Below are 12,809 nucleotides of genomic sequence, written 5' to 3' on the forward strand. Positions count from 1 at the left end.
TAAGGCAAAGTTGGCTTAAAACTGCCCCATGTATCGGGTGATTGGGGTCGACTGGCCTTGCTCGACGGAGCGTCACAGCGGTCGTGATGGGTACGTACTCGGTGAAGGCCGGGGGTGGTTGGGGGCCACCCGGAACCTGGCGACGGACCCGGGCGTCTTAGCCACCGACGACCGTGCCCCATCCTCTCGTGGTGGCGGCGAAGAGTAAGAGCGCGACCCGAAAACGCCAGACTTCGCCACCCCCCGCCACGTCCGTGCTCCGGACAGCCGCAGTATGGACGGAACGGCAGCGGACGCAGCCAAACGCTCGACCCATAGGGGTTCCCCGTGCCCACGGCCGGGGTGTGATGCGCCCATAGGTACGCACAGTGAAGTGATCGACACATGGTGTGATGTGAACCCACGGTGTTGCCAGGCGTGCAACGGAAAGGAACGAGCGCTCATGCGCGAGATCCTCGGAAGGCGACGCAGGCTCCTGTCCAGGCGGAACGGCGGGAGACCTGAGGTGGTCGGCGCGGCTTTGACCTTCGCGACGCAGTGGCAGTGGCCCGTACTCCCGGGCGTGGCGGCCGACCCGCAGGGCCGGTCCCGCTGCGGCTGCCCCGACCCCGACTGCACGGTCCCCGGCGCGCACCCCTTCGACCCGGGCCTGCTCGCGGCCACCACCGACGAGCGCATGGTGCGCTGGTGGTGGGCGAACCGCCCCACGGCCCCGGTCATCCTTGCCACCGGCGGCAGCGCGCCCTGCGCGGTGAGCCTGCCGGCCCCGGCCGCTGCGCGCGCCCTCGACGCGCTCGACCGAGGCGGCATGCGGCTCGGCCCGGTCGTCGCCTCGCCCACCCGCTGGGCGCTGCTGGTGCGCCCGTACTCGATGGAACAGCTGGGCGAACTGCTCTACGCCAAGGACTTCGTCCCCGGCTCGCTCCGCTTCCACGGCGAGGGCGGCTATATCGCCCTGCCGCCGTCCACCACCGTGCAGGGCGAGATCCGCTGGGAGCGCGCGCCGCTGCCCGGCTCGGCCGCGCCATGGGTGCCCGATGTCGAGGCCGTGGTCGACGCGGTCGTCGAGGCGCTCACTCGTACGGGTGTGAGCGCGCCCGAGTTGTAGGGGTGTCGGGCGCCGCCGGAACCGGGCGCCCGTCCCCGCTCGTTATCGTCCCAGGCATGAACCCCCGTCTTGTCGCCCTAGCGGGCCTCGCGATGTGTGCTGTCGTACTGCCGCTGGCGGTGGCGTCCGCGGGGCCGGTGGGCGGGGAGGGGGACGGACATGGGGGCGGGGATGCCGGTGGGGGCGGACGGACGGTCGGTGCGGCGGGCGTGTCGCCGGGTGGACAGGGCTCTTCCGGCGACGGGACGGGCCCGGTCGTCGGTGACGAGGGCCAGGGTGGCCGGGGCCATGGGGACGGCCGGAACGGCCAGGACGGTCAGGCCGGTCAGGCCGGCCGGGACGATCTCCGGGCGCAGGATCGGCCGGGCGCCGGGCAGACGGCTCCTTCGAACTCCGAATCCGAATCCGATTCCGGGTTCGGGGCGGGGTCCGGGCCCGGATCCGCGTCTGGGGCCGGGTCGGCTTCGGGGGCCGGTTCCGGAATCAACTCCGGAACCGGCTCTGCCCCTGACACACCGCTGCGGCTCGGCATCGGGCTGGCCACCGCCGCCCGCTGTGGCCCGGAACTCACCTCGCCCGACGGCATCGAGGCGCAGACCTGTGTGCTGACCCAGGGCGAGGACACCTGGGCGCGCACCTACTACCGCAATGCGACCGGCGACGCCCTGACCGCCGTACTCACCCTGATGGGACCCGGTGGTCGCACGGTGACGTTGCACTGTGCGACGGACGCGGGCGACGAACCGGCGGAGTGTGAGACGCCGCGCGAGCGGACGCGGGGGGATCTGGAGCACTACTCGGCGGTCGCGGAGTTCGCGGACGCGTCGGGTCAGGGGCCGCTGCTGCTGCGCTCGGGGAGCAACTCGACGGTGTCGGCGGGGAGTTGACCGAGGCGCTGGGCGGGGCGATGACCTGCGGGGACGCGGGTCGGGTGCGGTAGCGCCACCGCCGTACGGACGGCCCGCTCGGGGCGGGGCGGGCGGTGGGCAGAGAAAGACCCGGTTGCTGGCGACGGGGGATGCACCAGCAACCGGGCTATGGGAACGGTAACAAGAGATCGGCGGTTAGCAAATTCGATCTCAGCATTTGCTCGGCTATCCGGACACCGACTGGCTTGTTGGCGACGGGAGTTGACGACCTCCGGCGGACGCGGTGCCCCGGCGCGTACGGCTGACCGACCAGTCAGCCGCCGCCCGGACGGTCCGGCGCGGTCAGCTGAGCGTGACCTGCCGGTTGGTGAGCCCGCCGCGCGCCCGCCGCTCGTCGGCGGAGAGGGGCTCGTCCGAGGCCAGCGCGGTGGTGAGCCGCTCGGCGAACTCCGCGGCCGGCTTCTCGATGTCCTCCGCGCTCATCCCGCTCGGCAGGTCCCAGACCGGCACGATGAGACCGTGGGCCCGGAAGGAGCCCACCAGCCGGGTGCCCTCGCCGAGACCGGAGCGGCCCGCCGCGTGCAGCCGGGCGAGCGCGTCCAGCAGCTTCTCCTCCGGGTGCGGCATGACCCAGCGCAGATGGTTCTTGTCCGGGGCTTCGCACCAGTACGCGGCGTCGACGTCGGTCAGCTTGACCGTCGGGATGGCGGCGGCGTTGGCCCGCTCCAGGGAGGCGGTCACCTCGGCCGACGCGTTGTCCGTGTCCGGCACCCAGAACTCGAACCCGCTGTGCACAACTGGCTCGAACGTGCCCTCGGGGTCGAGTACGTCCTGGAGCCGGGGCCCGTCGGCCGGCGCGCGGCGGCCCTGCACCGGCGTACCGGGCGCGGCGGTCAGCGCGGCGGCGAGGGTGTCGGCGAGATCGCGGCTGATGTCGCCGGACGCCGTGTCGTTCTGGAGGCCGATCAGCACCGAGCCGTCGTCGCGGCGCAGCGCGGGCCAGGCCATCGGCAGCACGGTCGCCAGCGTGACCGACGGCACGCCCTCGGGCAGCCCGCCGCGCAGGTGCAGTTCCACCGTCGCGGCCGGCACCAGTTCGCGCAGCGCCACCCAGTCGCATTCGCCGGGCAGGCCCTCGAACGGGCGTTGCACCAGCTCGGTCACGGCCTGCGCGGCGGCGCGGCCATGACAGGCCTTGTAGCGCCGGCCACTGCCGCAGGGGCAGGGCTCACGCGCGCCGACGACCGGGACCTCTCCGTCCGTGAGCTGCGGGCGCGCGCCCTTTGTCTGGGGTCGCTTCTTGGCCATCGTGGGTGTCTCCCGGTTACGGCTCTTCTGGTACGGCGCGAGCCTAGCCGCTCGGGGGTGGGGGGACGGGAGGCGGCGGTCCATGAGGCGGTCCATGACGACGATGCATGGCGACCATCGAGGGCGATGATCGATGGTGACGGTCCATCGCGACGGTCCATCGCGACGGTCCATCGCGACGGTCCATCGCGACGGCCCATCGCGACGGCCCATGGTGACCGTCCATGGCGGTCCGCCGGTCCGGACCGCCACCGGTCCCGTGATCCACCCCGGGGCGGTCCCACCCTCGGACTCCCGGCGACTCCCAGGTGATCCCCTGGTGATCCCTGCTGATCCCTGCTGATCCCGGGTGATCCCTGGTGATCCTTGGGCGCCCGTCCCCGGGCTAATCCAGGTCGTCGAACGCGTCCGTGAAATCCAGGTCCGGGATCGCGGACAGGGCCGGAGCGCCGACCCGGGCGGCGAAATCGTCGCGGCGATGGCCGGACCGCCGGTCCCGTACGTTGTCGTGGACCACGACCCACACCGTGACCTCGCCCCGGGCGTCGTCCCGGACGCCCCAGTCGTCGGCCAGTGCGGTGATGATGTTCAGCCCGCGACCGCCGTGGGCGGTGACCGACGGGGTGGCCGGAGCCGGGCGGGTGGGTCCGCCGCCGTCCGTGACCTCCACGATCAGCCGCCCGCGCGCGTCCACCCGCCATGCGGCTCTGACGTCCCCGTCGCCGGCCAGGGCGTCGCCCAGTGGTCGGCCGTGTTTGCAGGCATTACTCAACAGTTCGGAAAGGATCAACACAGCATCGTCAATGACCGATTCAGCCACACCGCCTGTGCGCAACTGGTCACGCATCCGGTGCCTTGCTTTCCCCACGCCCGCCGGGCCATGGGCTACGGCCATGCTCGACGACGTGGGCACTTCTTGTGCCACCACCAACGCCACCCCCGAGACCTCCTTCGCCCCACGCCACGGTGTGGATGCCCCATTGGCCTGTACCGGAAACCGGCCAATCCAGGTGCTGTGACGCACTCACCTCGATCGAACACGGACCGAACGCGCCGGTGCACACCCTGTGACGAGGCCGTCAGAAGGCTGTCAGGAGACTGTCAAGACATCGTGCATGTGTGGCTGGAACTCGATGGCGTGGCCGAGACCCGGAGAATGGCGGGAGATCGAGGGCGGGGTCAAGGGCTCCGACGGTAAGGACGCCGGAGGCGAGGGCCGCGGGCGAGGGCCGGGGCGAGCGGAAGGGAGAAGCCGGAGTCCGGGCTCATGGGCGGCGGCGGCCGAGTTGCCGCAGCACCTCCCTGGGACGGTTGGTGATGATCGCGTCGATGCCCAGTTCGACACAGAGGTCGACATCCTCGGGTTCGTTCACGGTCCAGACGTGCACCCGGTGGCCGGCGCGCTGGAAGCGTTCGACGTACGCGGGATGGTTGCGCACGATCCGGAGGGAGGGCCCGGCGATGCCGACGCCCGCGGGCAGCCGTCCGTCGCGCAGCCGGGGCGAGGCGAACTGCATCAGATAGACGGTGGGCAGCGTCGGCGCGGCGGCCCGGACGCGGTGCAGGGAGCGCGCCGAGAAGCTCATGACCCGTACCGGGGAGTCCTCGGGGGCGGCCGGGGCGTCGAGCCCGAAGCGCTTGAGGAGGGTCAGCAGCCGTTCCTCGACCTGACCGGCCCAGCGGGTGGGGTGCTTGGTCTCGATCGCCAGTTCCACCCGGCGCCCGGCGTCCGCGACCAGCTCCAGGAGCCGTTCCAGGGTGAGTACGGAGGTGTCCGCGGGGTCCTCGGGGCGGTGCTCCCAGTCGGGCTCCTCGTCGCGGGTGCGGTAGTCCTCGCTCCGCTTCCAGGAACCGAAGTCGAGGGCGGCGAGTTCGGCCAGCTCCAGCGCGGAGACGGCGCCGCGGCCGTTGGACGTACGGTTGACGCGGCGGTCGTGGACGCAGACGAGATGGCCGTCGGCGGTGAGACGTACATCGCATTCGAGGGCGTCGGCGCCGACCTCGATCGCCTTCTTGTAGGCGGCCAGTGTGTGTTCGGGCGCGTCCTCGGAGGCGCCCCGGTGGGCGACGACCTGGATGCGGCGCTGCGGTGGGTGGGTCACCGCGTCATGGTGTCACCGTGGGGTGTCCCGGCGCCGCCGCCCGGATACATCCATTAAGAGCAATAAGTCGAATACGCTCCATGTAGTCCAATATAAAGAACAGTCCGGAGACACACAGGCTTGGCTTATGGCGCTCTGACAGCCAGTGGGAAAAGCTGATGGCATACAAAAGCAGAGGAACAGCCGCAGCGCACCGGGTCGTCGGCGGACCTGAACAGGCTGACCGAGTGGGACCTACAACGACAGCCGTGGATCGAGGAGAAGAGCTGTGAGCACCGAGAACGAGGGCACTGCGGTACCACCGGCCCCGTCCGCACCTCCCGTGCCGGTGGACACGCCCGCAGCCTCGCCACAGGCCCCCGTGCCCACGACACCCCTCCCCCCGGCCCCGGGCGAACCCCCGGCGACGTCTCCGTACGCCGCTGAGACGCCCCCGCAGTCCCCGACGTACCCGGCGGATGCGGGCACCTCGGCGCCGGACGCGTCGTGGCCGCCGCCTCCGCCGCCCACGGCGGCGTTCGGCACCCCGGCGGGCGACCCGGGCAACCCGGGTGACCCGGCAGGTCCAGGTGGTCCAGGTGGTCCGGGAGATCCGGGCGGGCCGTGGGGAGAGACGTACCAGCAGCAGCCGCCCGCGCCGAAGTCCGGCCGCGGCCGGGGCGGTCTGTTCGCGGGCGTCCTGGTGGCGGCGCTGCTCGCGGGCGGCCTCGGCGGCGGCCTCGGGTACACGCTGGCGAAGAACGACGACGACACCAGTTCCACGACCGTCTCCGCGTCGGACAGCGGCGGCGATGTGCAGCGCGACCCGGGCACGGTCGCCGCGGTGGCGGCGGCGGCGCTGCCGAGCACGGTCACCATCGAGGCGGCGTCCAGCAGCGGCGAGGGGGGTACGGGCACGGGCTTCGTGTTCGACACCGAGGGCCACATCATCACCAACAACCACGTGGTGGCCGACGCCGTCGACGGCGGCACGGTGAGCGTGACCTTCCCGAGCGGCAAGAAGTACGACGCCGAGGTGATCGGGAACGCGCAGGGGTACGACGTCGCGGTCATCAAGCTCAAGGACGCCCCGTCGGACCTGAAGCCGCTGACGCTGGGCGACTCCGACAAGGTGGCGGTCGGCGACTCGACGATCGCGATCGGCGCCCCCTTCGGGCTGTCGAACACGGTGACGACGGGCATCATCAGCGCCAAGAACCGCCCGGTCGCCTCCAGCGACGGCAGCGGCACCAACGCGTCGTACATGAGCGCGCTCCAGACCGACGCCTCGATCAACCCGGGCAACTCCGGCGGCCCGCTGCTGGACGCCCAGGGCAATGTGATCGGCATCAACTCCGCGATCCAGTCCTCGGGCAGCGGCCTCGGCGCCACCGGCCAGTCCGGCTCGATCGGCCTGGGCTTCGCGATCCCGATCAACCAGGCCGAGTACGTCGCCCAGGAACTCATCGAGACGGGCAAGCCGGTGTACGCCAAGATCGGCGCCTCGGTCTCGCTGGAGGAGGGCACGGGCGGCGCGAAGATCACCGACACCGGCGCGGGCGGCGCCGACGCAGTGGAGCCGGGCGGCCCGGCCGCCGACGCCGGCCTCGAGCCCGGAGACGTGATCACCAAGCTGGACGACCGCGTCATCGACAGCGGCCCCACCCTGATCGGCGAGATCTGGACCCACAAGCCCGGCGACAAGGTCACCCTCACCTACGAACGAGACGGCAAGACCGACACGGTCGACGTCACCCTCGACTCCCGAGTGGGCGACAGCTGACCCGCCCCGCACCGAACCCGGTTACTCTTGTCCCCGCGCAGCGGATCACCACTGACGCGGGGTGGGTTGCCCGAGCGGCCTAAGGGAACGGTCTTGAAAACCGTCGTCGCAGCGATGTGACCGTGGGTTCAAATCCCACACCCACCGCAGCAGTAGGGCAGTTGCTTGCAGGTCAGAAGGGGTGCCACTCTCCGGAGTGGCACCCCTTCTGCGTGGTCCTGGACTTCGGCGTGCTTCTGGACCCGCCTACGCGGCCCCTGCCGCCCGGCCCGCTACGGCAGCGGTACCGACGCGTTCACCCGGTGCAGGTGGATCAGGACGTCGAAGGAGCGGGAGAGGGCCACCGGGGCGGGCTCGTTGGGGTGGGAGCCGGGGACCACGAAGGTGGGGCGGGGGGTGGCGAGCCAGGGGCCGGCCTTGGGGTGGTGGGTGAGGGTGCGGAGGTCGACGTAGTAGTCGCGCGGGCGGGCTCGGTCGAGGGTGTGTTCGTTGCTGCCGGGGGCCGCGCGGCCGGTGTCGAAGACCTCGTACTGGCCGGTGGCGGTGTTCATCGCGCGGTAGGCGCCGCTGTGGATGCTGGTGCCGATGGCCAGGTACTTGTCGCCGATCAGGTCGCGCAGGAACGCTCCCTCCATCACCGGGTGGGTCTCCGGGTTCGGGGACTCGTAGGCCAGGTGGGCGTTGTGGGCGGAGGCCAGGACGCGGTCGCCGGTCTGGCGCTGCCACCAGACCGTGTTCTCGGCCATCGCGCGGTCGCGGTGGAGGTTGATGGCGGCCTGCTGGTCCGGCGCGTAGACGTCGTACGTGTACATGGTCGTCATCTGGGTGATCATCCGGGCCTCCTGGAGCACCCACGGGTCCGTGGCGCCCGTGCTCTCCAGCGCCTGGTACGCGGCCTTCGCGTCCGCGTCGTACGCGCGGCGCTCCGTCAGCGGCGCGTTCGACAGGGTGGTCATGCGCTCCTGCATCGAGTCGGGCAGGGCGAGGAGGCCGGCGTAGCGCCGGTGCAGGTCGGGGGCCAGATCGGGGCGGTTCTCGGCCGCCCAGGTGAGGATGCGGTCGTACTGGGAGCGGTGCACGTCCCCGATGTCGTTGCCCATCACCCGGACCTGGTCGTCGGCCGGCGCCCCGGTGTTGTGCTCGCGCATCCAGGAGAACAGGGCCAGGAACTCCTCGTTGTTCCAGTCGCCGTACGGGCCCTGGAACTCCTCCCGCATGAGCTGGCGCAGATCGCCCTCGCCGGTCCGCACATACGCGTCGATCCGTGTCCCCGCCGACCATGACATCTCCAGCGCGAAGACCCGGAAGCCCTCGCCCTGCACGAGGTGCCGGAAGAGGCGGTCCTTGAGCTGGAACAGTTCCCGGGAACCGTGCGTCGCCTCGCCCACGCCGACCACCGTCGCGCCCTTCGTCATGCGGGCCAGGGCGGTCAGGTCGCCGGTCGCGGCGGCGTCCGGTCGTGTGGTGCGCAGGGGCTTGGCCCGCTGGTCGATCGCCGTGATCACCTGGCGTTCGGTCGTGGTGTCCGGGGCCGGGGCCGAGTGGCCGGGGCGGTCCGCTGCGTACGCCGGGGTCAGCGGGGCGGCCAGGGCCAGCGAGGTCAGCAAAGTGATGCCGGTGACGCTCAGCAGGGTCGCGGTGCGCAGCCGGGGCGTCCGTGAGTTCGAGGCGGGCACAGAAGTCTCCCTCGGGTGTGGTGGGTACGGGATCGGTGCTGCTCGTGGCCACGAGACGCGGCTCCCGGGCGTCCCCTCGCTTCCGGTGCCTTTTCTCATCCTCAGGGAACTCACAACCACATAAAAAGAGGCACTTCTTTCACCCTGCGCTAAATTCTGGTCATGAGGGCGCGGGAGCGAGGGCGCGTGGTGGGGGAGCGAGGGGGAGTGGTGAGAGCGGCGGCCGTGTGCCGGTGATCTGTGTGCTCGTCGGTGACGGGGTTCCCGGTCACCAGCTCACCGTCGCGCCGATGGTCTTCACGACCGCCGCCCGGGAGTTCCGTACCGTCGACTACGACGTACGCGTCTGCGCCGCGACCGGCACCGTCGCCACCGGCGAACCGGTTCTGCGCTTCGCCGTGCCCTGGGGGCTGGAGACACTGGACGGGCTGGGCGACGGCGACACCGTCCTCGTCACCGGCCACCGCGCCTACCGCGAGCCGCCCGCCCCCGCCGTCGCCGACGCCCTGCGCTTCTGCGCCGCCCGGGGCTGCCGGATCGCCGCGATCGGCACCGGCGCCTTCACCCTCGCCGCCCTCGGGCTCCTCGACGGCCGCCGCGCCACCACCTCCTGGCCGCAGCTGAGCGAGTTCGCCGCGCGCTTTCCCCAGGTGGAGACCGTGCCGTCGGGCGAGCCCTCCGTCGCCGACGGCCCCTTCCTCACCGCCGCCGGTGTCTTCGGCGGCATCGACCTCGCCGTCGACCTGCTGGAACGCGACCACGGCGTACGGGTCGCCGCCGAGGTCGCCCGGCGTATCCTGCTGCCCTTCCACGAGCAGATCGCCGCCGACCACGAGGAAGCCGAGCGCGAGGTCGCCGACCGCACCGACATCGGCCCCACCCTGCGCTGGCTGGAAACCAACCTCGAACGCCCGCTCACCCTCGACGAGATCGCCGTTCACGCCGGAGTCAGCGTCAGCAGCCTGAACCGCCGCTTCCGCGCCCAGACCGGGCAGCCCCCGCTCCAGTACCTGCTCGGCGTCCGCCTCCAGCAGGCGCAGTCCCTCCTGGAGAACGGCGAGACGCCGATCGAACAGATCGCCGCCCGCACCGGCTTCGGCTCACCCGCCAATCTCCGGCACCACTTCCAGCGACGCACCGGCACCAGCCCACGCGCCTACCGGAGCGCCCACCGCGCCCTCACGGGGCTCGCGGCGCGGCGGCCGGGGGCGGGGGAACGGGGTGGGGAGGGGGAAAGGGGGAAAGGGGGCAGGGGGGAAACGGGGGAGGCCCCTCCGCGGTCCCTCCAACCGCCCCCTGCACCCCCTGCACCCCCTGCACGCCTTGCACCCCCTATGGCCCCCGCCGATCCCCCGTGAGCCGCTCCGCCGACGCGATCGTCGCCCGGGCCTCCCGCTCCGACAGGCCCGTCGAGACCGCCGCGTCGATCAGGGACGGGGTGAGGGACTGGCCGATGCCGTTCTCGTACGCCCGGCAGGCCGCCCAGAACAGGCGGGTGTTGCGCTGCCCGGCGTGCGCCGCGGCCACGAACTGGACCAGGCCCTGGCCATTGCCCCCGGAGGGCGCGGCGTGGCGGGGACCGGACGTCGGCGGCGGGAGCAGCAGCCGCAGCAGCGTCGGCGGGCAGGGCGCGGGCGGCAGATGGGCGGTGCCCGGCGTCGTGGCGTACACACCGAACTCCGTACGGGATCCCGGGCCCACCAGATAGCCGCCCGCGCCGCGTACGTCGATACCGGGGGCCAGCCGGCTCGCGGAGTTGGGCACGACGACGTCCGGCGGGCCGCACAGCCACAGGTGCCGGCCGCCCGACGGGGTGAGGACCACCACCGTCGGCGGGATGGTGAACAGATGGCGCAGGGCCAGTTCCCGCAGGGCGGCCGTCGAGTCCGTGCCCGACTTGGTGTCCAGGTCGATGCCGATGAGGTGGTGCGGGGGCAGTCCGCACGCGATGCCGTAACCGGTCGCCCAGGGCGCCGCGGCGAACATCTCGCGGATGCGGAACGGGTCGGTCGAGGCGTCGTACACCCCGTGCCCGAAGCGCCCGCACTCGCCGTGGCAGGGGGTGGAAACAGGCGCGGATACGGGCGCGGAGGACGCCGTGGTCGCGGGGGCGTCGCGGTGCGGGGACCGCAACGCCGGGAGCTTCGTCCCGGACAGCGGGAGGACGGCCAGGCCGCGCTCCGCGGCTGACAGGGCGTGTGCGAGGGCCAGGGCCGTGGCCTGCCGGTCGATGGTCGCCATGCCTCCATGTTCGTACGCATGTTCGAGAAAGGGAAGAGGGGGCGACCCCGACGCGCCCGGCTTGGGGGATTGACCGGAAATCTGCCGAAACGCTTCACCCCTTCCCGCGCTTGGGTCGTGTCGTCCCGCGTGTCCTGACCTGGGAGGAGAGTGTGAGGAAAGGGGTTTATCGACTTGTCATCACGCTTCAGAGGGAATCAGTGCTTCCGGCCTGGTTCGCCGGGGATTCGGTGGGCAACTCTGATCTCGCGACGTCGTGCACAGCACCGAGGCGGATGGCCAACTGCCTTGGAATCAGCCGTACTTCACTCATCGCGGCTCACGAAGCCGGGTGTCCCCGTTCCGGAGGAAATACACATGGCAAGCATCCGTACCGCTCGCGTCATCGCCGCCGTCTCCGCCCTCCCGCTCGCCGCCGCCCTGTTCACCGGCGTCGCGGCGGCCGACAACGGTGCTCTCGCGAACGACGGATCGAGCGCGACCGTCACCAACGCCATTCAGGGCAGCCTCGGCAGCGGCGTCGGCGGCGACAACAGTGGCAACTCGGCCACCACCCAGCAGCAGGCGATCGGCGACGGCGCCTCGAACCAGAGCAACACCGCCCAGGTCGACGGCTCCGCCTTCACAGCCGTCAACCAGGGCAACGACAACGTGGCGGTCAGCTTCACCCCGCTCTTCTGGTGAGGTGAGGGCGGCCGGTCCGGCCGGCCGCCCGTCGTCCCTTCTGTGTGGGTGTGCTCTGTGGGGAAACAGCGTCAGCGCGGCGATGCTCCGGCATCGCCGCGCAGTCGTTTTCGGCGGTCTTCTCGCCGGCCACGTCCGGTACCGGGGTACCAACGTCGGCGCTGGTCCTGGGGAGGCACGGATGAGGCCCCCGCCACAGGACACCCATTACCTCCCCCCCCCAGCCCCCACAGGCCCCCCGCCTGCACCCTTGCCTCCGCAGGTCCCCCCACCCACCTCCACCCCCACCCAGGCAGCTCCCCCCCGCCCCACCCCTGAAGCCTCCACCCCACCCCCGAGCCCCCGCCCCACCCCTGAGGGGAAACCCCAGTACCTCTCCACCCGCAGTCCACCTCTGGGAGGTGCAGCCACCCCCACCCCTACAACCTGAGGGGGACTTCGCTTCGGCACCTACGGGCGATCCGCGTGATGCCGTCTCACTCCTAGCGTGGAGCCATGACCACACCCGTCTGCACCAGCGCTTCGGACGCCGCCCGGCGGCCCTCGCCGCATGCGGCCTACCCGTCCTTCTCCTCATACGTACGGGCCCGCCGGCCGGTGCTGCTGCGCACCGCGCGGTCGCTCACCGCCAACCCCAGTGACGCGGAGGACCTGCTACAGACCGCGCTCACCAAGACCTATGTCGCCTGGGAGCGCATCGAGGACCACCGTGCCCTCGACGGCTATGTCCGCCGTGCCCTGCTGAACACCCGCACCTCCCAGTGGCGCAAGCGGCGCGTGGACGAGTTCTCCTGCGACGAGCTGCCCGAGCCGGAGGCGGAGCCGTCGGGCGACGACCCGGCCGAGCGCCAGGCGCTGCACGACGCGATGTGGCGGGCGATCATGCGCCTGCCGGACCGGCAGCGCGCGATGGTGGTCCTCAGGTACTACGAGGATCTCTCCGAGGCCCAGACGGCCGAAGTGCTCGGCGTCTCGATCGGCACGGTGAAATCGGCGGTCTCCCGCGCCCTGGGCAAGCTGAGAGAGGACCCTGAACTGGTGCTGGTCCGCTAGCGTGAG

At 71.6% G+C, this 12,809-nt stretch carries 11 protein-coding genes and 1 tRNA gene; 7 read left to right on the plus strand and 5 right to left on the minus strand.

Annotated features, from left to right (window positions below; translation table 11 throughout):
* The first annotated feature begins 442 nt into the window (after positions 1 to 442).
* Positions 443 to 1,108, plus strand: a complete 666-nt coding sequence (locus ACFRFC_RS13025; protein ID WP_382682440.1) for a bifunctional DNA primase/polymerase — start codon at positions 443 to 445, stop codon at positions 1,106 to 1,108.
* A gap of 56 nt (positions 1,109 to 1,164) precedes the next feature.
* The gene (locus ACFRFC_RS13030) at positions 1,165 to 1,995 is read left to right on the plus strand and encodes a hypothetical protein (RefSeq protein WP_382682437.1); all 831 of its coding nucleotides are present in this window, start codon (positions 1,165 to 1,167) and stop codon (positions 1,993 to 1,995) included.
* 324 nt (positions 1,996 to 2,319) lie between these two features.
* On the opposite strand, the gene ACFRFC_RS13035 is transcribed toward ACFRFC_RS13030, so the two are convergent.
* The 3 genes from ACFRFC_RS13035 to ACFRFC_RS13045 all read right to left on the minus strand — a co-directional run bounded on the left by ACFRFC_RS13035 (position 2,320) and on the right by ACFRFC_RS13045 (position 5,387).
* Positions 2,320 to 3,285, minus strand: a complete 966-nt coding sequence (locus ACFRFC_RS13035; RefSeq protein ID WP_382682435.1) for a DUF5926 family protein — start codon at positions 3,283 to 3,285, stop codon at positions 2,320 to 2,322.
* 385 nt (positions 3,286 to 3,670) lie between these two features.
* On the minus strand, positions 3,671 to 4,222 hold the full coding sequence (locus ACFRFC_RS13040) for an ATP-binding protein (RefSeq protein ID WP_382682432.1): 552 nt from the start codon (positions 4,220 to 4,222) through the stop codon (positions 3,671 to 3,673).
* Between the two features lie 328 nt (positions 4,223 to 4,550).
* A complete protein-coding gene (locus tag ACFRFC_RS13045) occupies positions 4,551 to 5,387 on the minus strand; it encodes a glycerophosphodiester phosphodiesterase (RefSeq protein WP_382682429.1) in 837 nt (278 codons plus the stop codon).
* Between the two features lie 268 nt (positions 5,388 to 5,655).
* On the opposite strand from ACFRFC_RS13045, the gene ACFRFC_RS13050 reads away from it, so the two are divergent.
* Together ACFRFC_RS13050 and ACFRFC_RS13055 are read left to right on the plus strand one after the other, a co-directional pair.
* On the plus strand, positions 5,656 to 7,149 hold the full coding sequence (locus ACFRFC_RS13050; protein ID WP_382682427.1) for a S1C family serine protease: 1,494 nt from the start codon (positions 5,656 to 5,658) through the stop codon (positions 7,147 to 7,149).
* Positions 7,150 to 7,209: 60 nt separating this feature from the next.
* Positions 7,210 to 7,296, plus strand: a tRNA-Ser gene (locus ACFRFC_RS13055).
* Positions 7,297 to 7,421: 125 nt separating this feature from the next.
* Here the strand turns inward: ACFRFC_RS13055 and ACFRFC_RS13060 are convergent.
* Positions 7,422 to 8,825, minus strand: a complete 1,404-nt coding sequence (locus ACFRFC_RS13060; protein WP_382682424.1) for an erythromycin esterase family protein — start codon at positions 8,823 to 8,825, stop codon at positions 7,422 to 7,424.
* A gap of 290 nt (positions 8,826 to 9,115) precedes the next feature.
* Here ACFRFC_RS13060 and ACFRFC_RS13065 point away from each other — a divergent pair, with 290 nt between their 5' ends.
* Positions 9,116 to 10,183, plus strand: a complete 1,068-nt coding sequence (locus ACFRFC_RS13065) for a GlxA family transcriptional regulator (protein ID WP_382682421.1) — start codon at positions 9,116 to 9,118, stop codon at positions 10,181 to 10,183.
* Here ACFRFC_RS13065 and ACFRFC_RS13070 read toward each other — a convergent pair.
* Positions 10,158 to 11,066: a bifunctional DNA primase/polymerase gene (locus tag ACFRFC_RS13070; RefSeq protein WP_382682418.1), complete on the minus strand. Its 909-nt coding sequence runs from the start codon at positions 11,064 to 11,066 to the stop codon at positions 10,158 to 10,160. The genes ACFRFC_RS13065 and ACFRFC_RS13070 overlap by 26 nt on opposite strands.
* A 357-nt stretch (positions 11,067 to 11,423) precedes the next feature.
* Between ACFRFC_RS13070 and ACFRFC_RS13075 the strand changes: the two genes are divergently transcribed.
* Together ACFRFC_RS13075 and ACFRFC_RS13080 are read left to right on the plus strand one after the other, a co-directional pair.
* Complete coding sequence (locus ACFRFC_RS13075) at positions 11,424 to 11,750, plus strand: hypothetical protein (protein WP_382682416.1); 327 nt, start codon at positions 11,424 to 11,426, stop codon at positions 11,748 to 11,750.
* Between the two features lie 495 nt (positions 11,751 to 12,245).
* Entirely contained in the window at positions 12,246 to 12,803 is a 558-nt protein-coding gene (locus ACFRFC_RS13080; protein WP_382682414.1) for a SigE family RNA polymerase sigma factor, read from the plus strand.
* Positions 12,804 to 12,809: the final 6 nt, after the last annotated feature.

Origin of the sequence: Streptomyces sp. NPDC056734 (assembly GCF_042790455.1) — a bacterium.
Lineage (GTDB): Bacteria > Actinomycetota > Actinomycetes > Streptomycetales > Streptomycetaceae > Streptomyces.